This window comes from Sporosarcina aquimarina, from assembly GCF_019748715.1.
Classification (GTDB): domain Bacteria; phylum Bacillota; class Bacilli; order Bacillales_A; family Planococcaceae; genus Sporosarcina; species Sporosarcina newyorkensis.
On record NZ_JACLBZ010000029.1, the window covers coordinates 1 to 25,266 of the forward strand.

Sequence of the window (25,266 nt, forward strand, 5' to 3'; positions counted from 1 at the left end):
ACCGTCTTTCAACATCTCTTCATGCGAAGAAATGGATTATTCGGTATTAGCCCCGGTTTCCCGGAGTTATCCCCATCTGTAAGGTAGGTTGCCCACGTGTTACTCACCCGTCCGCCGCTAATCTTTAGGAGCAAGCTCCCAAAGATCCGCTCGACTTGCATGTATTAGGCACGCCGCCAGCGTTCGTCCTGAGCCAGGATCAAACTCTCCATAAAAGAGAAATTCGAGTTAGCTCGATTTCTTGCTGGCATCATTTAAGATACTCATTGTGTTTATGTCACCGGCAGAGCCGATGCACAAACGTATAATTCGTTAACGTTTTGCTGTTCAGTTTTCAAGGTTCATATGGCTGCCCTTTCGTAAGAGGCAACTTTCTTATAATACCAAATCGCTGTTTCGTTGTCAACACTTTTTCTTAAAAAGTTTTAAAGTGTTGTTCGGGTGTTTTGCAACTCCCCGATGCGACGCTTATAAATATACCACCGTCTATTCTATATTGCAAGCTTTTTTATCAAATTCTTTTAAAAGACTTGATTTAAAGCCTTTAAAAAGTAATTTACTAGATCCAGTATAGTAATTCCGGCTATAGTTTCAACTATATCAAGGCTTCTGATCTTAGAAACACAGATATAAAGAATTGTTGATCCTCTTTTTTATTATATAGAAGAAGGATCAACTTTTATATTTATTAGAACATCTTTTCAATAGTAATCTTTCTATTTGCGGATAAGTCAATATGTGTACCGCTGCCGAGGACTTTAACAATCGGCCGCAAAGGAAAATCCCGGTGCAAGTAAATAACTTCAGCTATTTCGTCCGTTGTTAATTTCACTCTTACTCCGATTGACAGTTTATTAATTAAGTCATGTAGAACTTGAATGATCTTCACGTCAAACTTTCCAAACTCATCTTCCTTCAATAACTCTATGACTTTGAAAGAATTTTCTTTTTGACGGTATGGTCTTTCAGATGTCATTGCATGATAGACGTCCGCCACTGAAATTATTTGTGCGAACTCTATAATCTCTTGTCCCTTTAAACCTCTCGGATAGCCGCTTCCATCAAAACGTTCATGATGTTGGAGAATTGCTACCTTCATTTCTTGTCTTACTAATGAAGACTCTTGCACCATTTGAAAACTATGGACTACGTGCTTTTTCACTTCATTCATCTCTTCGCTTGTTAAGAATGCTACTTTATCAATGATTTTAGAATTAATTTTTGCCATTCCGCTATCCGCCAACACACCCGCAATGCCCACTTGCAGGACTTGTCCCTTGGAATAGCCCATTTGTTCACTAATTAATGCAGCTAAAATTCCCACGCTAATGGAGTGATGTGCTTTGTAGTTTTGGATTGCTGAAAAATCATTCAACCTTCTCACATACTCTTTATTTTCTAGAAACGCTTGAATCACAGGTAATGCAATCGAACGGACTACCGCAACGTCCAGTTTCTTTCCGGACCTGTACCCGGAAAACTCTTTTTGGTAAGCTTCCACCGCTTCATCATACAAAGCCTGTAATGTTCTAGACTTAGGAGGGGCACTTTGATTCACTAATTTCTCCACCTCGGGAGTAAGTTTTACTTCGATTTTCTTTTCAGGTGATTCTGGCTCGGATTGGCTCTGGGCTTTGGATTCAATTAAAACCTTTGCTATACCAAATAAACGAAGCACCTCAATATGTGTAAGTGTTAGTTTCGTATTTTTGGCCACAATCGGGTTTTTTGTATTTACATACAGATCTTCTTTAAGGAAACTACCAGGCCTTAACTCACTGACTTCTTTGTAAACTTCCACTATTTTCACCTAATTTCTTTTTCACTATATCTATTATCATATATTATTCTCATTTATAGGGATAGATGCATGAGTATAAATTCATAGACACAAAAAAAGTTATTGAAGTGACGGTTTACGTCTCTTCAATAACTTTTCTTTACTCTGTATCTTCTGTCTCCACTGAAAGGTCCTCTTGTGCATCTACAGATTCTTCTTCAATGTCTTCCTCATGTTCTTCTTCGCTCTTCTCTACTTTCGCGACCGTAGCGACCCGCTCGTCGTCTGCCAATCGAATTAAGCGGACCCCTTGCGTAGACCGGCCAAATATAGAGATATCGCTGATGGACATACGAATTAGAATACCGTGGATCGTTATAAGCATGAGATCTTCTTCACCATTAACAGCTTTCATCGCAACAATCTCGCCGTTACGATCTGTCATATGCATTGTTTTCAGACCATATCCTCCACGTGATTGCGAACGATATTCACTTTCTGGTGTACGTTTACCATAACCTTTTTCAGTGACCACGAGAATGTCATCACCTTCGTCCACCATGTCCATACCGATGACTTCATCATCTATTCGCAGTCGAATGCCCCTCACTCCTGCTGCTGTCCTGCCGAGCGGACGAATGTCTTCTTCTGCAAAACGAATGAGCATGCCTTGTTTTGTACAGATTGCAATGTCTGAAGTACCATCAGTCGATTTCACTGAGATCAGCTCATCTTCTTCACGCAAGCCTAATGCGATCAATCCATTTGCTCGAATATTTGCGTAACCCATAATTGAAGTTCGCTTGATCACCCCGTGCTTTGTCGCAAAGAACAAATAGTGATCTTCCCTGAACTCACTGATCGGGATCATTGCCGTCACCTTTTCTCCTTTTTCAAAATCGATAAGGTTGATGATCGGTAACCCTTTTGCAGTCCGGCTATATTCTGGAATTTCATAACCTTTCTTGCGGAACACACGGCCTCTACTAGTAAATAATAGGATTGTGTCATGTGTGGATGTATTCAATAAATGTTCGACAAAGTCATCTTCATTTGTCCCCATACCCTGAATACCACGACCGCCACGTTTTTGACTGCGATAAGTGTTTGCAGGTAAACGCTTAATATACCCTTGATGCGTTAATGAAACAATGGAATTTTCGACTGGGATTAAGTCTTCATCTTCCAGCATTTCAGAACCGCCCAGCATAATTTCTGTTCGTCGTTCATCTGCAAAGCGTTCTTTAATCTCCGTTAATTCTTCACGTATGATTTCGATTACTTTTTCTTCGTCCGCCAGAATTGCACGCAATTCTGCTATGAGAGTCAACAGCTCTTGATATTCGGATTCAATCTTATCACGCTCTAACCCAGTTAGACGTTGCAAACGCATATCCAAAATAGCTTGAGACTGACGTTCTGATAAGTCGAATGTTTCCATAAGGCTGGACTTCGCTTCAGCCGTTGTTTTGGAACCTCTAATCAACGCAATAATGCGATCTATATGATCTAGTGCAATGCGCAGTCCTTCCAAAATATGTGCGCGGTCTTCAGCTTTATTCAACTCAAATTGTGTGCGTCGTCGAATGACAACTTTCTGGTGTTCCAAGTAGTGGAATAAAATTTCCTTTAACGATAAAACTTTTGGTTGTTTGTCTACAAGCGCCAGCATGTTGATACCAAAACTGGTTTGCAATGCAGTTTGCTTGTAAAGATTATTCAAAAGTACGTTGGCATTGGCATCGCGTCGGACTTCGATCACAATGCGCATCCCTGTACGGTCGGATTCATCTGCCAAGTGGGTAATACCGTCAATTTTCTTATCACGCACGAGCTCCGCAATCTTCTCAATCAATTTTGCCTTATTCACTTGGAACGGAATTTCAGTAACAATAATGGTTTCACGACCGTTTGATTGCTGCTCGATCTCTGCCTTTCCACGGATAATGAGCGAACCGCGGCCTGTTTCATAGGCACGGCGGATTCCGCTGCGCCCGAGGATCATTCCGCCGGTCGGAAAATCTGGACCCGGAACGATCTCCATCAATTCATCTGTCGTGATCGCACTGTTACCTGCCAGCGCGAGCACTGCGTCAATCGTTTCACCGAGATGATGTGGAGGAATGTTTGTTGCCATCCCCACGGCAATACCTGATGTACCGTTAACTAATAAGTTGGGATAACGTCCAGGCAAGACTGCAGGCTCTTTTTCCTGCTCATCATAGTTTGCTTGAAAGTCGATCGTGTCTTTATTGATATCACGCAATAACTCCATTGCAATACGGGACATCCGCGATTCGGTATAACGCATTGCAGCCGCGCCATCACCGTCGACAGAACCAAAGTTTCCGTGACCATCGACAAGCATATAGCGATAGCTGAAATCTTGTGCCATCCGGACCATCGTGTCATATACGGCACTGTCACCATGTGGATGGTACTTACCGATAACGTCCCCAACAATACGTGCGGACTTCTTATGCGGTTTTTCTGCTGTAATACCTAAATCATGCATGGCATATAAAATCCGTCGATGAACAGGTTTCAAACCATCTCGAACATCAGGAAGCGCACGAGATACAATAACACTCATCGCATAGTTCAGAAACGATGTTTTCATTTCTGTATTTATATTTATTTCTTGCACTCCGCCTTGTGGCAAATCTGCCATGTTGTCAAGCTCCTTTCACCACTTACATCTAAAAAATTCTGTTGGCACCGACCAATTACCGATTGGCGACCGATCAGGTATCGATATTTTGTACGTAGACCGCGTTGTCTTCAATAAATTTTCGGCGCGGCTCCACTTCATCGCCCATCAGTTCTTCAAAAGTGGCGTCTGCTTCCATTGCATCTTCCAAACGAACTTGCAGAAACGTACGTTTATCGGGATCCATAGTGGTTTCCCAAAGTTGCTCTGGATTCATTTCACCAAGACCTTTATACCGCGTAATGTCCGGTTTTGGTGAAGCAGGCATACTTCTCAAAATTTCTTGCAGTGTTTCTTCGTCATAACAATATTGCTCATTTTTCCCTGCACGTACACGATAAAGCGGTGGCTGTGCAATGTACACATAGCCGGCCTCAATTAATGGACGCATGAAACGGAAGAAGAACGTTAATAATAACGTACGGATATGCGCACCATCGACGTCAGCATCTGTCATGATCACGAGCTTATGATAACGCGCTTTCTGTAAATCAAATTCGGAGCCAATTCCTGTACCAAGTGCTGTAATGATCATACGAATCTCCGCATTACCGAGTATGCGGTCCAAACGTGCTTTTTCAACGTTCAAGATTTTTCCTCGCAATGGCAGAATCGCTTGGAAGTGACGATCACGTCCATTTTTCGCTGAACCGCCGGCGGAATCACCTTCAACAATATAGAGCTCACTAATCGAAGGATCTCTCGAAGAGCAGTCAGATAACTTACCTGGCAGGCTGGATACTTCAAGTGCTGACTTACGTCGTGTCAATTCACGAGCATTCTTGGCAGCCATACGCGCTCTTGCCGCCATAGTGCTTTTATCCACTACTTTACGGGCAACCACTGGATTTTCAATTAAAAACCGCTGAAGCGCCTCGGAAAACAGGGAATTTGTTATGGTGCTCACTTCTGAGTTTCCAAGCTTTGTTTTCGTTTGTCCTTCGAATTGAGGATCTGGATGTTTAATCGAGATGATTGCAGTCAATCCTTCACGCACATCATCGCCAGACAGATTGCCATCCGCCTCTTTCAACAAGCCATTTTTCCTTGCATAGTCGTTGATTACACGAGTTAGAGCTGTCTTGAACCCAGATTCATGTGTACCACCTTCATACGTGTGTATATTATTGGCAAATGACAGCAGGTTTTCTGCGTAGCCACTGTTATATTGCATAGCAATTTCGATTGAAATTCCATCACGTTCGCCTTCAATGTAAATTGGTTCTTCAAAGATTGGCTCTTTATTTTCATTCAAATGCTGAACGTATGATTTAATACCGCCTTCGTAATGAAATACTTCTGATTTTGGCTCTTCCTCGCGTTCGTCTGTAATCGTTATGCGCAAACCTCGGTTCAGATAGGCAAGTTCACGTAGACGTGTAGCGAGAGTACTGTACTCATATACAGTCGTTTCCGTGAAAATTTCCGGATCCGCTTTGAAACGAATCGTAGTCCCTGTTTCATCAGACTCTCCGATTACTTCAAGCTCTTTTGAAACCGGTCCTCTGGAAAACTCAATCGCATATAGCTTTTGATCAAGCCGAACAAAGACTTCTGTTTTCTCTGATAAGGCATTGACAACAGATGATCCAACACCATGTAATCCGCCTGAAACTTTATAGCCGCCACCGCCGAACTTACCGCCGGCATGTAGAACAGTCATAATGACTTCCACGGCCGGTCTTCCCGTGGATTCTTGAATTCCAACAGGTATACCACGACCGTTGTCGTCTACTCGAATCCAGTTGTCTTTCTCAATTGTTACTTCAATGTGATCACAATAGCCGGCGAGTGCTTCGTCAATACTATTATCCACAATTTCCCAAACGAGATGATGGAGTCCTTTTGCACTTGTCGTCCCAATGTACATACCAGGACGTTTACGGACAGCTTCAAGGCCTTCCAACACTTGTATCTGATTCGCATCATAAGCTGTCTGTACTTCTCTCTCTTCCATTGCCAAGGTGTTCACCTTTCCTTTCCAAACATATCAAACTTTTAATCCTTATCCTTTACGTTGTACGGAACCATCATGGACTTCGAAAATAGCCGCTTGTTGAATAGTGTCATGATCTATTCCCGTAATATTCGTTGTCGTGACAAAAGTTTGAACTTGCCCTTGCATCGTACTTAGCAAGTGTGACTGACGATAATCATCTAATTCGGATAACACATCATCGAGCAACAAGATAGGTGTTTCTCCTACTTCTTGTTTTACAAGTTCAATTTCAGCAAGTTTCAAAGAAAGTGCTGTTGTCCGTTGCTGACCCTGTGATCCAAATGTTTGAATATCGTACCCATTGACAAAAAACTGCAAATCATCACGATGCGGACCTACCAGCGTAAGCCCTCGTTCTACTTCGCGTCTTCGTACCGTCTTTAACTGATCGGCAAAAATCGATTCCATTTCTTCAACAGTCTGCCCAGAATGCAGGTCTTTTAAAGTTCCATATGAAACTTCAAGGGATTCAAGCCCCCGAGAGATCCCTTGATGAATCGGATTTGCCCATTTTTGCAGCAGCTCCATGAAATAAAAACGTTTCCGAATTATTTTGACCGCTACTTGAATATATTGTTCCGTATAAATATCGAACATCACATCTTGAAGATCCAGTTTGCCCCGGTGCTCCTTCAACATTGCATTGCGCTGTTTCAATATTTTTTGGAAACTGACGAGATCATGCAAATAGACCCTTGAAATCTGCCCGATCTCCATATCTAAAAACCGCCTGCGCAGTTGTGGGCTGCCTTTTACAATATTTAAATCTTCAGGCGCGAACATTACCACATTCATCTGCCCCACATACATGCTCAATCGATTTTGTTCGAGATGATTGACTCTTGCTTTCTTTCCTTTTTTGGAAATGGTCAATTCTAATGGCAAACGTCCAAATTTACGTTCGACATCACCTTCTATTTTACCACACTCTTGTTCCCAGCGTATGAGTTCGCGATCATTTGCAGTTCGGTGAGATTTTGCCATGGCCAATACGTAGATCGCTTCCATGACATTAGTCTTTCCTTGAGCATTTTCACCAATCAACACGTTCATGGTGGGGGAGAATTCTAATTCTAAAGAGGCATAATTTCGATAATCCGTTAATGCGAGTCGATCAATATACATCCGACTGTCCAGATTCATCCGCTGACAGTTTATATTTTCCTGCACCCGGAATATTTACAACATCGCCATCATATAATTTTTTACCGCGTCGCTGTTCCGGTTCGCCATTTACATAAACGATGTGTTCTTCTAAAAACCATTTAGCCATTCCGCCTGAACTAATCGTATTTGTCATTTTTAACAACTGACCTAGCGTAATAAATGGCGAGTTAAAATTAACTTTTTCCATTTGCATTCAATCCCTCATCAATAGTCTGTCCCTCTAGTTTACCGAACTTTTCACAATAAGTAAAAAGGATAGCCAACATGTTGACTATCCACTTTATATTTATTTCTTCAATGTTCTTAATTAAAAAGTACGGACCGGTAAAATTAATTGTAAAATCGCTTCACTATCAATTGATTTTAAAATGAACGGCCGCATGCTGCCTGTAAAATGAATCATCAAATCTTGACCATCAATTGCTTTCAATGCATCCATCATATATTTCGCACTGAATGAAATTTTCAATGGCTCGCCTTCAATCTGAACTGCTTCTACCAGCTCTTCTACATTCCCGACGTCTGGCGAATTAGAAGAGATTTGAATATGTGAACTGCCATCTGTTGAAAAGTGAACAATATTGTTGCGGTCTTCACGAGCCAGCAGTGAGGCTCGGTCAATCGCTTGCAATAAATTACGGCCATTTACGGTAATTGACGTTTTGTATTCATTCGGAATCAAGCGTGATGTATCAGGATAATTGCCTTCTAGCAGTCTGGAATAAAATAAAACGTTATGCAGTTTAAACAGAACTTGCTGATTGGCAATAAAAATTTCCACTGGATTCGAATGATCCGGCAAGATTTTACTTAATTCTTGAAGGCTTTTGCCTGGAATGACTGCATTAAAAGGTACACTTGCTTGTACTTCGGGTGTAATAATTCTTCTCGCCAAACGGTGACTGTCCGTTGCAATACAGTAAAGTTCGTCTTCTTTCATTGTCCATTGAACCCCGGTTAATACAGGACGGGTTTCTTGTTGAGATACAGCAAATACTGTCTCTCGAATAATGGATTTCATCAAGTCTGCAGGCAGTTCAAAGCGTTCTGCATCCTTTACATCTGGCAAGATAGGATATTCATCTGCACTTTGGGCAATAATATGAAATTCAGATTGTCCAGAGCGGATATGTGTTTTCATTCCGTCACGTAATTCAATCATAACTTCATTAGTAGGCAATTTACGAATAATCTCGTTAAACACTTTAGCCTGTAATACTAATGTACCCGGTTGAATCATTCGGATAATTTGAGTTCCATCTTCCTCTAGCGGAATAAATGTAGAGATTGTGATGTCTGAATCACTTCCGGTCATCGTCAATCCTTTTTCCGTGGCCTCTAACTTAATACCCGTTAAAATCGGTGTCGTCACTTTATGACTGATTGCTTTGATGACATCGCTTAATCCATCCAACAATCGATCACGCATAATTTCAAACTGCATCTCGATACCTCGCTTATATAATATTAATTAAGTAATTAAAGATAGTAGTAATAGTAATAGGGGCTGTGGATATGTGGAAAAGCCTCCCGAACGTATGCCTATTATAGTTTTCCACATGTGTATAAAACGTGGACGACCTAGCACAGTCTGTCCACAATTATCCACAGTTAATTACGCACGTCCAAGTGCCTTTTTAATATCTTGGATATCTTGCTGAAGGGATTTATCAGATTCTAGCATCTTGGAGATCTTCTCATGTGCGTGAATAACCGTAGAATGATCCCGTCCTCCAAATTCCGAACCAATTTTAGGCAAAGAAGAATCCGTCAATTCCCTCGATAAAAACATCGCGATTTGACGTGGAAATGCAATTGCCCTCGTTCTTTTCTTAGCTACAAAATCCTCCAGCCGTATATTGTAGTGTTCTCCAACAGACTTCTGAATATCCAATATGGAAATAATCCGTGGCCTTGAATTCGGAATGATATCCTTTAGAGCCTCTGCTGCGAGATCGGTCGTAATGTCTGCATTCACTAAAGAAGAATATGCTACAACCCGGATCAGTGCCCCTTCAAGTTCTCGAATATTCGAATCAATTTGATTGGCGATGTATAACATCACATCATTTGAGATATCAATGAGACCATCTGCTTTCGCCTTTTTACGTAAAATCGCAATTCGGGTTTCTAGGTCAGGCGGAGCGATGTCCGTAATCAATCCCCATTCAAAGCGTGAACGCAATCGATCTTCAAGCGTAGGAATCTCTTTTGGTGGACGGTCACTTGAAATGATGATTTGTTTGGATTCTTCATGCAGTGTATTAAATGTATGAAAGAACTCTTCTTGTGTTTGTTCTTTTCCTGCTAAGAATTGAATATCATCAATCAATAGTATGTCTACGTTACGATACCGATCCCTGAAATCACCTGCTTTATTGTCACGAATTGAATTAATGAATTCATTGGTGAATTTCTCAGATGACAAATAGACAACCTTCAAGGATGGATTCTGTTCTAGCACATAATGTCCGATCGCATGCATCAAGTGGGTTTTACCAAGGCCAACGCCTCCATAGATGAAGAGTGGATTGTAGGCTTTTGCAGGTGCCTCTGCAACGGCAAGTGATGCTGCGTGAGCAAAGCGATTGCCGGATCCGATAACGAACGTATCAAATGTATACTTTGGATTGAGCATGCCAGCGGAATTGGTCATTGGTACTTTTTCTGCGACCTTTGGCGGTGCTTTCGGTATTTTAATATCATTTTCCACCATATCTTGCGGAACAATGAATTCTATAATCCGATCTTCTCCGGTTAATTCAGACAAAATTCCAGTAATTAAATGGACATAATGTGTTTCTAACCAATCTTTCGCAAATGAATTGGGGACCGCAATCGTTACATTTTCAGCTTCGAAAGTCAGCAGTTTTGTTGATTTTAACCACGTTTCAAAACTAGGCTTTGAAACACGGGTTTCAATATTCTTCAATACCTGATCCCACAAATTCGATAAATTTTCCAATCGTGTGCCTCCTTTACGATGAGATATTAAAAAGCCTGGAATCCGCTTATGCACAGTATCCAAGCTTGTGGATAAAACTTATCGAAACATGTTGAAAAAACTATCCACACACTATTCACATATGTGGATAAGATTCTTTAAATAAATTATACACACAATAAAAGCTTTTTAATTGTAACAGGGAACATGAATAATGACAAGGTGTCTAATGATTTATTCACAATGCCCGCAACTGTGCATAAAATTGTTATCCACAGCCTTGTATATGTGAAAAACTTGTCGACAAATGCCGGAATAAAAAATCCACAATTTTAGTCTGCACACAATTCATCAAGAATCTGCTTTCAAAGAATTGTGGATAAGTTATATGTTGAACGAGCTAAAATCTAGTGAGTAGTCAAATGCTAATGAATAGAAAAGCATTGACATTCTTTTACTGGGTGGCTATACTATTCAAGACTGTCACAATAGGAAAAGAGACAATCAAGCAGGAGGTGTCTTACGAAATGAAACGTACATTCCAACCAAATAAACGTAAACGCAGTAAAGTCCACGGATTCCGTACTAGAATGAGTTCTAAAAACGGCCGTAGAATTTTAGCAGCTCGTCGCCGTAAAGGAAGAAAAGTTCTTTCAGCATAAGGCCACTGACTTATCAGTGGTCTTTTTTTTGCTATTATGGCTATTTAGGCTAACGGAATTTGTTTACGTTGTTGAGGACCAGCAGATGAAGTTTGAAGAAAATTAAAGCAGGTGGAATTATGAAGAAGAGCCAGCGGATTAAAAAGAATAAAGAATTTCAGACGGTTTTTAAGAAAGGTAAATCATTCGCCAATCGGCAATTCATCGTCTATACCTATAAAAAAGAGCATCAAGAAGAGTTTCGCATTGGCTTGTCTGTCAGCAAAAAGGTGGGCAATGCAGTCACCCGCAATCGAGTGAAACGCTATATCCGTCAATCTTTCCTAGAAATGAAAGATGAGATTAGACAGGATCTCGACTATGTTATCATCGCAAGAAATCAAGCAGCCACGCTCGATTTCCATACGGCCAAAAAAAATCTGCAGCATGTCCTGCGAATTGCCAAAGTATTTAAAGACAAGAAGAAGTAGAACGTTTAGTGTCATCATGATAAACTGAGAAAAAAGTTGAGAAATCAGCTTGTGATTGTTTGGGGGAAAACATGTGAAGAAGAAATTAATATTCCTTTCGTTGCTCGTCGTGGTCGCTGTCTTCATGGCTGGTTGTACGGAATTCAAAGAGCCGATCACCGCGGAAAGTACAGGGATTTGGAACGAGTACATAGTTTGGCCGCTCGTTACCTTGATTATGAAATTCAAATCTTGGCTTGGGACGTACGGATTGGCGATCATAGTCGTAACTGCTATCATTCGTACTGCTTTGCTACCATTAATTATTCAACAAACGAAGAGCTCGAAACGGATGCAAGAAATTCAACCACGTTTGAAGGCGTTGAAGGAAAAGTACAAGTCTAAAGATGCTGTGACACAGAAAAAGTATCAAGAAGAAATGCAACAAATTATGATCAATGAAAAGATCAATCCGGTTGCTGGATGTTTGCCAGTCATCATCCAAATGCCCATATTTATCGGTTTCTACCATGCAATCAACCGGATGAATGCAACACCGACGATTGAATTGGGGAACTTCTTGGGCGTTGCACTTGGTACACCGAGTATCGTATTCGCCATCATCGCCGGACTGTTCCAGTTGATGGTACTTCGCACGGGACCAGCAATGGATAACCCGCAAATGAAAGTCATGATGTATATCATGCCATTCATGATCATGGTTTTCGGATCATTCTTACCAGCAGCACTTGCCCTATACTGGGTTGTTGGAAACATCATTTCACTTATCCAAAATATTTTTATTTACAAGCCGTTTGACAAACCGAAAGACGGTGAAGTTGTAAAAACAGGAGGGAAAAAGAAATGAAGCAACTTACACAAAGGGCTGCAACCGTTGAGCTAGCAATTGCATCAGCTTTACAAGACCTGGGTGTAACGAGAAATGAAGTAGAAATAAAGGTGCTTGAAAACGGCAGAAAAGGATTTTTAGGTTTTGGGGCTAGGGAAGCAGAAATACTTGTGACAGTCACAAAACAGAAGCCAGCAAAGCAGCGAACACCTCAAGTAACAAATGAATTGACTGAATCTGATGAATCCAGAACATTAAATGAAGTCAGCGAAGTACCTTCCATTGTTACTGAGCCTGCACCAGAAGTGGTTCAGGAGCCGGCGGCGGAGTTGCAGCCAGAACCGATAATTGTTTCTGAACTGGAGCAGCAGCCAACTATGCTGGATCCAATTGACGATATGAATGAAGAAACTTCTAATCTCAAGAAGTACAGCGAAGCAGAAGCAATTGAGGAAACTAAACGTTATATAGAAGATGTAGCGAACAATATGGGGATTACAGACTTAGCTATCACGTACGAAACAAAAGGAAAGTACATCAATTTTCAATTGGATAGTGAAAAGGCAGCATTCTTAATAGGAAAAAGAGGCCAGACGTTGAATGCTATTCAGCAATTAGCCCAGCTCGTTGCCAATAAAGTCACCCATCAATTCAAGATTGTACGAGTCGACGTAGCAGATTATCGAGAACGTCGAGAGCAATCACTAGAGCAGCTTGCAGACCGCATGGCGGATCGTGCTATCCGTACGAAACGTCAAGTAGCACTTGAACCGATGCCTTCATACGAAAGAAAAGTCATCCATAATGCATTATCTCGCAGGCTGGATGTCGAAACTTTCTCAGAAGGAAAAGATCCATATCGACATATTGTAATTAAAGGAATCGAATAAATACTAGGCTGTCCGAAAAGTCATATATATGACTTTGGGACAGCTTTTTTTTACTCAATTTCCTCATACACCGTGCCAAACTGAATTCCTCATGCACTGACCAAAGCCTCCGTGGACTGATCTAAACTCTCTATGTACAGAAACAAACTATCCTCAAACAGTTGCAGTCTTGTCAATTTATGACTTGTACACATCTCCTAATTTGTCTATTTGTGAAATTATCCACATTTTTTCATTTCGCACGCTAGGAGATTTAGATGATTTATGATAATATAGGATGTTAGAAAGTTGTGTCCGCATTAAAGATATTCACATGTGGATAACGAAGCCAGGAAGGTGAAAAAACTTGCATTTTGATACGATAGCCGCCATATCAACTCCAATGGGAGAGGGAGCGATTGCAATCGTTCGGATTAGCGGTGAGGATGCGTGGACGATAGCGGACCGTATATTCCGTTCGCCTGCAGCTTTAGCCTTAAGTGAGCAACCCTCACATACGATTCATTACGGACATTTGCATAATCCTGCTACTGCAGAAATAGTGGAAGAAGTCATGGTCTCGATTATGAAAGGACCAAAGACGTTTACACGGGAAGATATAGTAGAGATTAATTGTCATGGAGGAATCACTTCGGTCAATCGGGTACTTGAACTCGTATTGACAGAGGGCGCAAGATTGGCGGAACCCGGCGAGTTTACCAAACGGGCATTTCTAAATGGTCGGATTGACTTATCACAAGCTGAAGCAGTCATGGATTTGATCAGAGCCAAAACGGATAAAGCGATGAACGTAGCGCTCAATCAAATGGAAGGAAAACTGTCCCATTTGATAGGCGATCTTCGCCAAGCACTTCTAGAAACACTTGCACAAGTGGAAGTGAACATTGATTATCCGGAATATGACGATGTAGAAGAAGTGACAATCCCCTTGATGATTGAAAAAGGGGAGTGGGTACGTGATGAGATTGATCAGCTATTACGTACTTCTTCGCAAGGGAAAATTTTGCGAGAAGGACTATCAACTGTTATTGTCGGGCGTCCGAATGTCGGGAAGTCTTCATTGCTAAATAGCTTAGTTCAAGAAAATAAAGCGATTGTGACTGACATTGCAGGCACTACCCGTGATATTATAGAGGAGTATGTCAATGTAAGAGGAGTTCCTTTACGTCTTGTTGACACGGCTGGAATTCGCGAAACGGAAGATATTGTGGAGCGCATCGGGGTGGAGCGTTCAAGACAAGTGCTGAAAGAAGCCGATTTGATTCTATTGATGGTCAATAGTTCAGAACCATTGACCGATGAAGACGAAAGGTTATTTGAAGCAGTTGCTGGAATGGACGTGCTCGTCATCGTCAATAAAACCGATTTGCCAGCGAAGATCGACTTGCAGCGAGTTTATGAAGTGGCGGGAAAAGAACGTGTCATCACAACGTCCATCTTACAGGAGCAAGGGATCACGGAATTGGAAGAAGCAATTGCCTCATTGTTTTTCGAAGGATCGATTGAGTCAAATGATATGACGTATGTGTCGAACGCTCGTCATATAGCGTTATTAAAACAAGCACGCAATACGATTGAAGATGCTGTAATGGCTGCTCAAACAGGAGTCCCGATTGACATGATTCAAATAGATGTAACACGTACATGGGAAATCCTTGGTGAAATTATCGGGGAAACCGTTCAAGATAGTTTAATTACGGAGTTGTTTTCAAAATTCTGCCTCGGAAAATAATAAGTTCAGCCAACCAGCTGAACAATTTAATAATAGGAAGGATGAACGAACATGCCACAATTTGAAGCAGGCACGTTCGATTGTATCGTCATCGGAGCTGGACATGCAGGCGCAGAAGCGGCTTATGCTGCAGCAAAGATGGGCGCATCGACTTTAGTTTTAACAATGAATTTAGATATGATTGCTTTCATGCCATGTAATCCGTCACTAGGAGGACCTGCAAAGGGAATCGTGGTGCGTGAAATTGACGCACTCGGCGGAGTAATGGCAAAAGTTATTGATAAAACGCATATTCAAATGCGTCTTTTAAATACAGGTAAAGGCCCGGCTGTACGCGCTTTGCGTGCACAAGCCGATAAAGTTTTGTATCAGCAAGAAATGAAACGAATTTTGGAGGAACAGCCAAACCTTACACTTCGTCAAGCTGTCGTCGAACGATTGATTGTAGAAGACGATGAAGTAAAAGGGGTGGTAACGCAAATCGGCGCCATTTTCCGCGCGAAGACCGTCATTATCACGACTGGCACATTTTTGCGCGGGGAAGTTATTATTGGAGACTTGAAGTATTCCAGCGGGCCGAACAACCAAATGCCGTCCATTAAGTTGGCAGATCACTTGAAAGAGTTGGGCTTGCAAACAGTTCGATTCAAAACAGGTACACCGCCTCGAATTAATAGCAATACGATTGACTATAGCAAGACGGAAATTCAGCCAGGAGATGACGTGCCGCGTTCATTCAGTTATGAAACGACAGAGTTCATCATGGATCAATTGCCATGCTGGCTTACGTACACGACACCTGAAACGCATGAAATCATTAACGAAAACCTTCATTTGTCTCCAATGTATTCGGGGATGATCAAAGGTAAAGGGCCAAGCTATTGCCCATCCATTGAAGATAAAATCGTTCGTTTTGCAGATAAATCAAGACATCAAATTTTCTTGGAACCTGAAGGCCGCAATACGCGTGAAGTGTATGTCCAAGGATTGTCTACGAGTTTACCTGAACATATACAACATCGCTTAATCGCCAGTGTACCTGGTTTAGAAAAAGCGGAGATGATGCGTGCAGGCTATGCGATAGAGTATGATTCCGTTATTGCTACTCAATTATGGCCAACACTGGAAACGAAGAAAATTAAAAATCTATATACGGCAGGTCAAATAAACGGAACATCCGGTTATGAAGAAGCCGCTGCGCAAGGTCTGATGGCAGGAATCAACGCAGCACGCAATGTTCTTGGCAAAGATGAGGTCGTACTAGCGCGGAGTGATGCGTATATTGGGGTGTTAGTCGATGACTTGGTCACAAAAGGAACGAGCGAACCGTATCGTCTGTTGACGTCTAGAGCTGAATATCGTCTATTGCTTCGCCATGATAATGCAGACATGAGACTGACGGAAATTGGTTATCAAATTGGCATGATCAGTGAAGAAAGACACGAAAGATTTATTGCTAAGAAAGCGCAAATTGATGCTGAAATTGATCACTTGCGTAAGACTTCCGTCAAGCCGACAGAAGAAGTCCAAGCAATTATCGCTGAAGCAGGGGGCACCGCATTGCGTGAACCGATGAAAGCTGCTGATCTATTGAAACGTCCGGAAATGAAATACAGCGAATTACGCAAAGTAGTTCCTCCTCTTGAAGAGATAAATGAGGAAGTGGCGGAGCAAGTAGAGATTTTCATTAAGTACGAAGGATATATCGAAAAGTCTATGCAACAAGTAGAGCGAATGAAGAAGATGGAGAACAAGCGGATTCCTGAACATATCGATTACGATGCGATTTCAGGAATTGCAAAGGAAGCAAAAGCAAATTTAAAGGCTGTACAGCCTTTATCGATTGCACAAGCTTCTCGTATTTCAGGGGTTAATCCCGCAGACATATCCATCTTATTGGTCTATATTGAGCAAGGGAAAATTGCGAAAGTATCCGGTTGAGTATATGGCTGGCGCAAAGATGCGTCAGTCTTTTTGAAAAGGAATGAGAACATGACGGAAGAACAGTTTTACGAAGCATTACGACAGGAAGGCATTGAATTGTCCGATGTGCAAAAACAGCAATTCAAGCGCTATTTTGAAGTGCTTGTAGAGTGGAATGAAAAAATGAATTTGACGGCGATTACGGATGCGCCGTCTGTGTATTTGAAGCATTTCTATGATTCAATCACTAGTTCATTTTACGTGGACTTGTCTTCTGTTGAATCGATTTGTGATGTAGGCGCTGGTGCTGGCTTTCCGAGTATTCCATTAAAGATTTGCTTTCCGCATCTTCAAGTGACAATTGTAGATTCTTTGAACAAGCGAATAACTTTTTTAAATCATTTGGCGAATGAATTGAAGCTGGAAAAGGTGGCGTTCGTCCATGCGAGAGCAGAGGAATTCGGACGCGATCCAAAGTATAGAGAACAATTCGATTTAGTTACCGCCCGTGCGGTAGCGCGTTTGTCTGTACTATCCGAGCTATGTATCCCGCTTGCTAAACAAGGAGGACTTTTTGTCTCCATGAAAGGCGCTGCGGCTTCAGAAGAACTGCAAGACGCAACGAAAGCTGTTAAATTACTCGGAGCAGTGTTGCAGGAAGAACATGAATTTTTATTGCCAGTAGAAAACAGTGAACGACATATCTTTATATTTAAAAAAGAGAAACAAACGCCAAAGAAATATCCACGAAAAGCAGGGGTACCAAACAAAACGCCAATTACAGGCTGAACCTATAAAAATGTTTCACGTGGAACGGAAAAAGAGATAGAATTGTAAAAGGGACTAGTTTCGAAAAGGTGGTGCAGGGGTTGAAAAATACTTTTTCGCGCTTTTTTGGTGGGGGAGAGAAGATAGGATCGATAGAAGAGGACGTTCAGAATCTTGAAAAGGTAGAACAAATTGCAATTGATTTAATCAAACCAAATCAATTTCAGCCGCGAACAATTTTTAATGACGAAAAAATTGAAGAACTCGCTAGAACGATCCATACGCATGGTGTCATCCAACCGATTGTAATTCGGAAAATGGATGAAGAACAGTATGAAATCATTGCAGGGGAAAGAAGATACCGTGCGATGCGCAAGCTCGGCTGGTCTGAAGTCCCGGCTATTGTTCGTAACCTGAATGATAAAGAAACAGCTTCGATAGCATTGATTGAGAACTTGCAACGTGAAGAGTTGACGGCCATTGAAGAAGCATACGCCTATGAAAATCTGTTAAAGCTCCATGAACTGACACAGGAGGCGCTAGCTCAACGATTGGGAAAAGGTCAGTCGACAATTGCTAACAAGATGCGTTTATTAAAGCTGCCTGAAGAAATACAAGATGCAATTTTGAAACAAGAAATTTCTGAAAGGCATGCACGTGCTTTATTACCATTAAAAGAAGCAGCTCTTCAATTAGAAGTAATGGAAGAAGTGAAAATCAATCACTATAATGTGAAGCAACTCGAAAAACGAATCCAAGAAATTCTACATCCTAGTGAAGAAGCGCAGCCTGCCAAAAAACGAGCACCCCGTCGAAAAGCAGTCAGCAAAGATGTAAGAATTGCAGTGAACACACTGAGACAATCTCTGTCTTTGATGACGAAGAGTGGAATCGAAGTGGAATCAGAAGAAGAAGACTCAGAAGAATTCTATACTATCACGGTCAAAATACCTAAAAAGTGACGAACCAAAACTCTTGCTACTCGACTAGCAAGAGTTTTCTTATATATCAATAGAGTTCATCTAATGAAGATGATAAAATGATAGAGACAGTATAATAAGGTATTTCATAAATACAGTAAGCAAGTTAGGGTAGCCTGAACAATCAACAAGTCAGCTTCCCAATCCACTTCAACGCTTGCGGATGGCTCTCGCGATAAGCCTACCGCTTGTGAGGCGCTTACGTTGGTATTATGTTGAATAAATAGTCTTTGCTTAATAATAAGATGAGAATAAAAGGTTAGTTCATTTAAAAACTTTACCAGTTGATTGAAGTGGAAGATGGGAGACTCCATCTGGAGCGGAAATCAACGATGCACAATGACTACCAAAATAATTGAACTATGAAAGAAAGCAGGTGCGAGAGTGGGTAAGATTATCGCCATAGCAAATCAAAAAGGAGGAGTCGGCAAAACGACGACTTCTGTAAACTTAAGCGCATGCCTTGCCCATATCGGCAAAAAAGTGCTTTTAATCGACTCCGATCCTCAGGGCAACGCAACGAGTGGAGTCGGCATCAATAAGGGAGACGTGCAAGACTGCATCTACAGTATATTGATTGATGACGTACCTGTAAAAGACGTCATCCTTCAGACGGAAATTGAAAATCTTGAGATTATCCCTGCGACCATCTCCCTAGCAGGGGCAGAAATTGAATTAGTCTCTACAATTTCTCGTGAGGTACGGATGAAACACGCCATACAGGATATTAAAGATCAATATGACTACATCATCATCGATTGTCCTCCGTCGCTTGGTCTGTTGACGTTAAATGCACTGACAGCTTCTGACTCGATCATCATTCCAGTACAATGTGAATACTACGCACTGGAAGGGCTCAGTCAGCTGCTCAGCACCGTCCGGCTCGTGCAAAAACATTTGAATGACTCGCTTTATATTGACGGTGTATTACTGACAATGTTCGATGCACGAACGAATTTGGGAATTCAAGTCATTGAAGAAGTGAAAAAGTATTTTCAAGACAAGGTGTACCGTACGATCATTCCGCGAAATGTTAGATTAAGTGAGGCACCGAGTCACGGTAAGCCGATTATTATGTACGATTCAAGATCAAAAGGTGCAGAAGTCTATTTAGAGCTGGCAAAGGAAGTGGTGGAGAATGAGTAAGGGTCTAGGTAAAGGGCTTAACGCATTGTTTCCTGGTGAGTCACTGGAAAAAGTGGAACTTCTGCGTTTGAACAGCATCATAGAAAATCCATACCAGCCACGGAAAGAGTTTGATGATACATCGCTTTCGGAGTTAAGTGAATCCATTAAAGAACACGGTGTGCTACAACCGATTATCGTACGAAAAACAGGGACGCAATACGAAATTGTTGTAGGGGAAAGAAGATATCGTGCATCGAAGTTAGCGGGGAAAAAAGAAATTCCAGCGGTCGTCCGCGAATTAACAGATGAACAATCGATGGAAATGGCTATCTTAGAAAACTTGCAAAGAGAAGACTTGACTCCGATTGAAGTTTCAGAAGCCTACCAAAAGCTTATGGAAAGTCTGCAACTCACACAAGAACAACTAGCTTTTCGCCTTGGAAAGAGCAGACCGCATATTGCGAACCACGTCCGATTGCTCGCATTACCGGAGAAGGTACGAAAAGATATATCACAAGGAAATCTGACGATGGCGCATGGGCGGACTTTATTAGGTCTTCGAAAAAAGGAACAAATCCTATTAATTGCAGAAAAGACAAAGAAAGAGCACTTAAATGTTCGCCAATTAGAGAAGCTTGTACAACAATTAAATGAAGATGTTCCACGTGAAACAAAAAAAGAAAAGAAGAAAGATTTGTTCATTGCAGCTCAAGAAACTACACTAAGAGAACAATTTGGGACGAATGTAACGATTAAAAAGACAAAGAATAAAGGAAAAATTGAAATCGAATTTTTCTCAGACGAGGATTTTGAACGAATCCTTGAACTCTTGAATGATTAATAATTCGTCAAATACCTATTTTGCGAATAAAGCAAAATAGGTATTATTCTGACTGAAGAGGACACGGATGTGACTGCATGATATTATTTGGATCGGTGTTTAATGTGCTGACTATTGTGGTAGGTACATTGATTGGGCGTTTTTTACATGGTATACCTGAGCGAATGAAACAAACGATCATGTATGGGATCGGACTAGCAGTAGTAGCAATTGGTTTGCAAATGACGTTCGAGTCCACACAAATCGTCATCGTAATTATCAGCATCGTGATAGGAGCAATCATTGGTGAGTGGGTAGATTTGGATCAAAAGATCAAACGACTCGGCCAATGGATTGAAGGAAAGCTGCCGGCAAGAAAAGAAGGCCCAGGTATAGCCCAAGGTTTTGTGACCGGCACACTTATATTCTGTGTAGGTTCTATGGCAATTATCGGTGCCATAGACAGTGGGCTTCGAAACGATCACAATGTACTCGTGATGAAAGGGATTTTGGATGGTTTTACTTCTATTATTTTAAGTTCTACATTAGGGATTAGCGTGGCTTTTTCAGCTGTTCCAGTTCTTCTGTATCAAGGTAGTATTACGTTTCTTTCAACGTTCATTAGCCGTTTCGTTCCAGATGATTTGTTACAGTTCTTTATATCTGAAATGACTGCGACAGGTGGGCTAATGATTGCGGCAATTGGCCTGAACTTAATCGGCCTGACGAAGATGCGTGTGGCGAATTTTATCCCTGGTATTGGTGTAGTTGCCATCCTGGTGACGATTGTTTATGCTTTTTGAAGTTTGCCGATGATGTGCTAGTTGTAAAGCTCGGCCAATCATGCGGCTCATTTCAAAAGGAAGATGCAAACGGGTACTTTGTAAAACGGCTTGTTCCATAAAACCAGCAATGTTGACGATGCCTTTAATTGAGACATCGCCGATTGGAGGAAGCTCTTTGCCCACTGCTTTTCCTGGTGAAATTGGTCCGCTATGGAACAATAGATCACCGACTGCGTCCCTTTTACTAAGACACGCGTCAATAGCAACAGTGAATGCATCGGGATAAATCTCGGTTGTTTGTTTGATTCGTTGTTGTAAATTTAATGCATGAAGAGGTTCCCTTAAAGTACCGATCACCGGGTAGGGAAATAAGCTGAGTTCAGATAAGTAGGAGCCAGTCAACGGACCCAGGGAGTCACCTGTTGAACGATCTGTCCCGATACAATAGAAAACAATAGGTTTTTGGTTAAAAGGGATATGCTCTGCGAAATAAGAACTTAATTTCCAGACAACACCGGTTTCTTTGTGGGGAATACGGTAATGATAAGAAGACTCAGCAATATACATACGGAAACACCAGTCCTTTATAATTTTTATACGTTAGGGTACTGTGGTAAAAAAATGTAAGTACGTATTGCTGTGCAGTATAACCTGGGGGATTGAGGTTTATACGAAAGGAGGATTTCTTTCAATGGCAGTGTCTACAAATACAGAAGTGAAAGAAAACCTGGAAGATGTAGGGGAAGCGTTTAAGCAAGTGAATAAAACATTATTTGATTCGGATTTTTGGATCAGTACCGGCTTCTTTGCGCTACGAATCTTTTTGATTGTCATGATTTCTATTGTGTTGGTAAAGGTAGGACATATGCTGATCCGCCGATTTTTTTCTATTAAATTAAAGAGTCCAATGCGTAAGAATGAACGGCGTGAAAAGACGATGATCAAGCTGTTGGAAAACGCATTGACGTATGTCGTGTTTTTTTCCGCGATGCTTTCCATTTTGACGGAGTTCGAAATTGATGTAAAAGGACTTCTAGCCGGAGCTGGAGTTCTTGGGTTAGCAGTTGGTTTTGGAGCACAAAGCTTAGTGAAAGATGTCATTTCAGGTTTTTTTATTATCTTCGAAGACCAATTCGGCGTGGGAGATTACGTACGCATTAATTCTGCCGAAGGAACAGTTATTGAAATTGGTCTGCGAACGACAAAGATTGGTTTATTCGGAGGCGAAGTATTTATCGTGCCGAATGGACAAATTGGCGAAGTTATAAATTTTTCGGTGACTAACTCTATGGCCATATTGGATATCGGGGTATCTTATGAAACAGATATCGACCATGCAGAAGAGCTGATATCCGAGTTTTTAAAAGGATTGCCAAAAGATCGCTATCCGGAAGTGATTGGCATTCCGGAAATGCTTGGCGTTCAAAGTATCGACCCATCCAAAATCGTGTTACGCATTGTAGCTGAAACAGAGCCTGTTGCAAATTTCAGAGTGGGAAGGAAGTTACGTCAAGATTTAAAGAAATTCATGGATCAAAATGGAATTGAACTGCCTTATCCAAAAATGGTGTTATTCCAAGAGAAGATGGAAGGGGATTCGCAAAATGGCGGAGAAAGAGTTTGATTTGCATGACGTGGTGGAGATGAAAAAACCACATCCTTGCGGCAAGAATGCGTGGAAGATCATTCGAATGGGTGCCGATATCCGAATAAAATGTGAGGGATGCGGGCATAGTGTCATGATTCCACGTAATGAATTTGCCAAAAAGATGAAAAAAGTTCTTCTGAAGAACGAGTCTTGAGAACAAATAGACATTCAAGCATATTGTCCTTATAATGAAATGGTTGACTATCGAATAATGCAAGCTTTGGATAGATGAGAAAGGTGTGGGAAGAATGGCGTTAACAGCTGGGATTGTAGGTCTTCCGAACGTGGGGAAATCAACATTATTTAATGCAATTACAAAGGCAGGAGCGGAAGCGGCAAACTATCCATTTTGTACGATCGATCCGAACGTAGGGATCGTTGAAGTACCAGATGAGCGTTTGGATAAGCTGACAGAACTCGTTGTTCCTAAAAAGACTGTTCCGACTGCATTCGAATTTACTGATATTGCAGGAATTGTAGAAGGCGCGAGTAAAGGAGAAGGATTGGGAAATAAGTTTCTTTCCCATATTCGTGAAGTCGATGCAATCTGCCAAGTAGTCCGTTGTTTCGTGGATGAAAATATTACGCACGTTGCAGGTAAAGTGAATCCGATTGATGATATTGAAATCATTAATTTGGAATTGATCTTAGCGGACATGGAAAGCGTGGACAAACGTTTGGCGCGCGTTTCCAAAATGGCGAAGCAAAAAGACAAAGCGGCTATGATCGAAGAACCAATTTTATTGAAGTTAAAAGAAGGCTTTGAAAACGAATTGGCAGCGCGTTCTGTTGATTTGACGGATGATGAATATCAAGTGGTCAAGGGCATGCATTTATTGACGATCAAGCCAATGCTTTACGTTGCAAACGTCTCGGAAGATGAAATTGCCGACGCTGACAATAATCCGTATGTTCAGCAAGTGCGTGATTTTGCTGCGAAAGATAATGCAGAAGTCATTGTCGTATGCGCGAAGATTGAAGAGGAAATGGCAGAGCTTGAAGACGATGAGAAGGAAATGTTCTTAGAGGAACTCGGCATCAAAGAATCAGGACTCGATCAATTGATCAAAGCAACGTATAATTTGCTTGGATTGGCTACTTATTTCACGGCAGGCGTTCAGGAAGTGCGTGCATGGACGTTCCGTAAAGGCATGAAAGCTCCGCAATGTGCGGGCGTTATTCATACCGATTTCGAACGGGGCTTTATTCGGGCGGAAACGGTAGCTTACGATGATTTAGTAGAGAATGGGTCGATGGCAGCAGCGAAAGAAGCTGGAAAAGTCCGTTTGGAAGGTAAAGAATACATCGTTAAAGACGGCGATGTTATGTTGTTCCGTTTTAACGTGTAATTGGGGTATTTGAAAAGCTGTTTCCTTATCTTGATAGGGAAACAGCTTTTTTGTACATTCATTCAGTACTATAAATGTAAAGCTTCGGCAGCTCGGGATCATCTTTCACCATGGCGTTATCAGGAAACTTCTTCAGCTCTTTATACATTGCAAAATCCCCGGCTGCCCCGCCAATCAGTAATGCACCCAGCATCAGCAAGACACCGTCACCTATATAGAGCGCAATTACAGCCGGTAAAATCCCTGTCATCCAAAAGGGCAGTAATAACGCTTTACGAATTCCTTTATTGTCCATTAATTGATCTGCCGTGGCATAAGCAATTCCCATTTTTAAATTGACTCCGTAGTCCATGTTCTTCCAAGGTACTTTGCAAAAAACACGGAATCCCAGCAAATGGAAAAACTCATGTACCACAATTAAAATAAGATATCCGATAAATCCATAAATCAAATACCAAAAAGAAAAGGTCAACTCCAATCCGCCTTCTAGCAGAAAACGAATCAGGAAAAGTGCGAGAAGTGGAAGGACTGTCAGCCAAATACTCTCCTTCGCTACTTTTTGCAAATCTAATTCTACAATCACAGGATGTTGTTCTTCCATACGCAATCACTCCTTGATCCTCTCAGTATAGTCTATTAAGGGTTGATGTTTCAACGGAGTTGTGGTAATATCAACTGATGT

23 protein-coding genes and 1 rRNA gene are annotated in these 25,266 nt (G+C 41.4%); 14 read left to right on the forward strand and 10 right to left on the reverse strand.

What is annotated here, in order from left to right:
• The 8 genes from H7J92_RS13270 to dnaA all read right to left on the reverse strand — a co-directional run.
• Positions 1-215, reverse strand: a 16S ribosomal RNA gene (locus H7J92_RS13270); the annotation flags it as partial.
• Between the two features lie 473 nt (positions 216-688).
• Positions 689-1,801, reverse strand: a complete 1,113-nt coding sequence (locus H7J92_RS17965; protein WP_221837385.1) for an HD-GYP domain-containing protein — start codon at positions 1,799-1,801, stop codon at positions 689-691.
• A 139-nt stretch (positions 1,802-1,940) separates the two neighbouring features.
• Positions 1,941-4,451: a DNA gyrase subunit A gene (gene gyrA, locus H7J92_RS13280; protein WP_221837387.1), complete on the reverse strand. Its 2,511-nt coding sequence runs from the start codon at positions 4,449-4,451 to the stop codon at positions 1,941-1,943.
• A gap of 73 nt (positions 4,452-4,524) precedes the next feature.
• A complete protein-coding gene (gene gyrB / locus H7J92_RS13285; RefSeq protein WP_221837389.1) occupies positions 4,525-6,447 on the reverse strand; it encodes a DNA topoisomerase (ATP-hydrolyzing) subunit B in 1,923 nt (640 codons plus the stop codon).
• A gap of 48 nt (positions 6,448-6,495) precedes the next feature.
• Positions 6,496-7,614, reverse strand: a complete 1,119-nt coding sequence (recF, locus tag H7J92_RS13290) for a DNA replication/repair protein RecF (RefSeq protein WP_221837392.1) — start codon at positions 7,612-7,614, stop codon at positions 6,496-6,498.
• Positions 7,604-7,843 (reverse strand): S4 domain-containing protein YaaA, encoded by a 240-nt coding sequence (gene yaaA / locus H7J92_RS13295; RefSeq protein ID WP_078818773.1) that lies wholly within the window; start codon positions 7,841-7,843, stop codon positions 7,604-7,606. Before yaaA ends, recF begins: the two co-directional genes overlap by 11 nt.
• 120 nt (positions 7,844-7,963) lie before the next feature.
• Positions 7,964-9,100 (reverse strand): DNA polymerase III subunit beta, encoded by a 1,137-nt coding sequence (dnaN, locus tag H7J92_RS13300; RefSeq protein WP_221837395.1) that lies wholly within the window; start codon positions 9,098-9,100, stop codon positions 7,964-7,966.
• A 171-nt stretch (positions 9,101-9,271) separates the two neighbouring features.
• On the reverse strand, positions 9,272-10,621 hold the full coding sequence (gene dnaA / locus H7J92_RS13305; protein WP_009499369.1) for a chromosomal replication initiator protein DnaA: 1,350 nt from the start codon (positions 10,619-10,621) through the stop codon (positions 9,272-9,274).
• 506 nt (positions 10,622-11,127) lie between these two features.
• Between dnaA and rpmH the strand changes: the two genes are divergently transcribed.
• The 11 genes from rpmH to H7J92_RS13360 all read left to right on the forward strand — a co-directional run bounded on the left by rpmH (position 11,128) and on the right by H7J92_RS13360 (position 21,605).
• Positions 11,128-11,262, forward strand: a complete 135-nt coding sequence (rpmH, locus tag H7J92_RS13310) for a 50S ribosomal protein L34 (protein WP_040760031.1) — start codon at positions 11,128-11,130, stop codon at positions 11,260-11,262.
• 119 nt (positions 11,263-11,381) lie between these two features.
• The gene (rnpA, locus tag H7J92_RS13315; RefSeq protein ID WP_040760028.1) at positions 11,382-11,732 is read left to right on the forward strand and encodes a ribonuclease P protein component; all 351 of its coding nucleotides are present in this window, start codon (positions 11,382-11,384) and stop codon (positions 11,730-11,732) included.
• Between the two features lie 73 nt (positions 11,733-11,805).
• Complete coding sequence (gene yidC, locus H7J92_RS13320) at positions 11,806-12,579, forward strand: membrane protein insertase YidC (RefSeq protein ID WP_040760025.1); 774 nt, start codon at positions 11,806-11,808, stop codon at positions 12,577-12,579.
• The gene (gene jag, locus H7J92_RS13325) at positions 12,576-13,451 is read left to right on the forward strand and encodes an RNA-binding cell elongation regulator Jag/EloR (protein ID WP_221837397.1); all 876 of its coding nucleotides are present in this window, start codon (positions 12,576-12,578) and stop codon (positions 13,449-13,451) included. The genes yidC and jag overlap by 4 nt, the downstream gene beginning before the upstream one ends.
• A 346-nt stretch (positions 13,452-13,797) precedes the next feature.
• On the forward strand, positions 13,798-15,183 hold the full coding sequence (gene mnmE, locus H7J92_RS13330; protein WP_221837400.1) for a tRNA uridine-5-carboxymethylaminomethyl(34) synthesis GTPase MnmE: 1,386 nt from the start codon (positions 13,798-13,800) through the stop codon (positions 15,181-15,183).
• A gap of 51 nt (positions 15,184-15,234) precedes the next feature.
• Positions 15,235-17,124, forward strand: a complete 1,890-nt coding sequence (mnmG, locus tag H7J92_RS13335; RefSeq protein ID WP_009499361.1) for a tRNA uridine-5-carboxymethylaminomethyl(34) synthesis enzyme MnmG — start codon at positions 15,235-15,237, stop codon at positions 17,122-17,124.
• Positions 17,125-17,175: 51 nt separating this feature from the next.
• The gene (rsmG, locus tag H7J92_RS13340; RefSeq protein WP_221837403.1) at positions 17,176-17,895 is read left to right on the forward strand and encodes a 16S rRNA (guanine(527)-N(7))-methyltransferase RsmG; all 720 of its coding nucleotides are present in this window, start codon (positions 17,176-17,178) and stop codon (positions 17,893-17,895) included.
• A gap of 80 nt (positions 17,896-17,975) precedes the next feature.
• Positions 17,976-18,836 carry a nucleoid occlusion protein gene (noc, locus tag H7J92_RS13345; RefSeq protein WP_221837406.1) on the forward strand — a complete coding sequence of 287 codons (861 nt, stop codon included), beginning with the start codon at positions 17,976-17,978 and terminating at the stop codon, positions 18,834-18,836.
• 402 nt (positions 18,837-19,238) lie between these two features.
• Positions 19,239-20,000, forward strand: coding sequence for a ParA family protein (locus H7J92_RS13350; protein WP_009499358.1), 762 nt, complete (start codon positions 19,239-19,241; stop codon positions 19,998-20,000).
• Positions 19,993-20,823: a ParB/RepB/Spo0J family partition protein gene (locus H7J92_RS13355; RefSeq protein WP_221837409.1), complete on the forward strand. Its 831-nt coding sequence runs from the start codon at positions 19,993-19,995 to the stop codon at positions 20,821-20,823. Before H7J92_RS13350 ends, H7J92_RS13355 begins: the two co-directional genes overlap by 8 nt.
• A gap of 77 nt (positions 20,824-20,900) precedes the next feature.
• Positions 20,901-21,605, forward strand: a complete 705-nt coding sequence (locus H7J92_RS13360) for a DUF554 domain-containing protein (RefSeq protein ID WP_221837413.1) — start codon at positions 20,901-20,903, stop codon at positions 21,603-21,605.
• On the opposite strand, the gene yyaC is transcribed toward H7J92_RS13360, so the two are convergent.
• Positions 21,516-22,154 carry a spore protease YyaC gene (yyaC, locus tag H7J92_RS13365; RefSeq protein WP_221837416.1) on the reverse strand — a complete coding sequence of 213 codons (639 nt, stop codon included), beginning with the start codon at positions 22,152-22,154 and terminating at the stop codon, positions 21,516-21,518. The genes H7J92_RS13360 and yyaC overlap by 90 nt on opposite strands.
• Before the next feature lie 124 nt (positions 22,155-22,278).
• Between yyaC and H7J92_RS13370 the strand changes: the two genes are divergently transcribed.
• The 3 genes from H7J92_RS13370 to ychF all read left to right on the forward strand — a co-directional run bounded on the left by H7J92_RS13370 (position 22,279) and on the right by ychF (position 24,584).
• Entirely contained in the window at positions 22,279-23,211 is a 933-nt protein-coding gene (locus H7J92_RS13370) for a mechanosensitive ion channel family protein (protein WP_245799558.1), read from the forward strand.
• Positions 23,192-23,389 carry a DUF951 domain-containing protein gene (locus H7J92_RS13375; RefSeq protein WP_009499353.1) on the forward strand — a complete coding sequence of 66 codons (198 nt, stop codon included), beginning with the start codon at positions 23,192-23,194 and terminating at the stop codon, positions 23,387-23,389. The genes H7J92_RS13370 and H7J92_RS13375 overlap by 20 nt, the downstream gene beginning before the upstream one ends.
• A gap of 94 nt (positions 23,390-23,483) precedes the next feature.
• Entirely contained in the window at positions 23,484-24,584 is a 1,101-nt protein-coding gene (gene ychF, locus H7J92_RS13380) for a redox-regulated ATPase YchF (protein WP_078818759.1), read from the forward strand.
• Between the two features lie 58 nt (positions 24,585-24,642).
• On the opposite strand, the gene H7J92_RS13385 is transcribed toward ychF, so the two are convergent.
• Positions 24,643-25,185, reverse strand: a complete 543-nt coding sequence (locus H7J92_RS13385) for a DUF3267 domain-containing protein (RefSeq protein ID WP_078818758.1) — start codon at positions 25,183-25,185, stop codon at positions 24,643-24,645.
• Between the last annotated feature and the right edge of the window lie 81 nt (positions 25,186-25,266).

Bases quoted from the DNA above. Each gene is read 5' to 3' on its own strand.
- H7J92_RS13355 (WP_221837409.1), top strand. From the start codon at position 19,993: ATGAGTAAGGGTCTAGGTAAAGGGCTTAACGCATTGTTTCCTGGTGAG.
- mnmG (WP_009499361.1), top strand. From the start codon at position 15,235: ATGCCACAATTTGAAGCAGGCACGTTCGATTGTATCGTCATCGGAGCT.
- H7J92_RS13385 (WP_078818758.1), bottom strand. From the start codon at position 25,185: ATGGAAGAACAACATCCTGTGATTGTAGAATTAGATTTGCAAAAAGTA.
- gyrA (WP_221837387.1), bottom strand. From the start codon at position 4,451: ATGGCAGATTTGCCACAAGGCGGAGTGCAAGAAATAAATATAAATACA.
- yyaC (WP_221837416.1), bottom strand. From the start codon at position 22,154: ATGTATATTGCTGAGTCTTCTTATCATTACCGTATTCCCCACAAAGAA.
- recF (WP_221837392.1), bottom strand. From the start codon at position 7,614: ATGTATATTGATCGACTCGCATTAACGGATTATCGAAATTATGCCTCT.
- rsmG (WP_221837403.1), top strand. From the start codon at position 17,176: ATGACGGAAGAACAGTTTTACGAAGCATTACGACAGGAAGGCATTGAA.
- H7J92_RS13375 (WP_009499353.1), top strand. From the start codon at position 23,192: ATGGCGGAGAAAGAGTTTGATTTGCATGACGTGGTGGAGATGAAAAAA.
- rnpA (WP_040760028.1), top strand. From the start codon at position 11,382: ATGAAGAAGAGCCAGCGGATTAAAAAGAATAAAGAATTTCAGACGGTT.
- H7J92_RS13360 (WP_221837413.1), top strand. From the start codon at position 20,901: ATGATATTATTTGGATCGGTGTTTAATGTGCTGACTATTGTGGTAGGT.
- rpmH (WP_040760031.1), top strand. From the start codon at position 11,128: ATGAAACGTACATTCCAACCAAATAAACGTAAACGCAGTAAAGTCCAC.
- gyrB (WP_221837389.1), bottom strand. From the start codon at position 6,447: ATGGAAGAGAGAGAAGTACAGACAGCTTATGATGCGAATCAGATACAA.
- dnaN (WP_221837395.1), bottom strand. From the start codon at position 9,100: ATGCAGTTTGAAATTATGCGTGATCGATTGTTGGATGGATTAAGCGAT.
- H7J92_RS13370 (WP_245799558.1), top strand. From the start codon at position 22,279: ATGGCAGTGTCTACAAATACAGAAGTGAAAGAAAACCTGGAAGATGTA.
- ychF (WP_078818759.1), top strand. From the start codon at position 23,484: ATGGCGTTAACAGCTGGGATTGTAGGTCTTCCGAACGTGGGGAAATCA.
- yaaA (WP_078818773.1), bottom strand. From the start codon at position 7,843: ATGGAAAAAGTTAATTTTAACTCGCCATTTATTACGCTAGGTCAGTTG.
- jag (WP_221837397.1), top strand. From the start codon at position 12,576: ATGAAGCAACTTACACAAAGGGCTGCAACCGTTGAGCTAGCAATTGCA.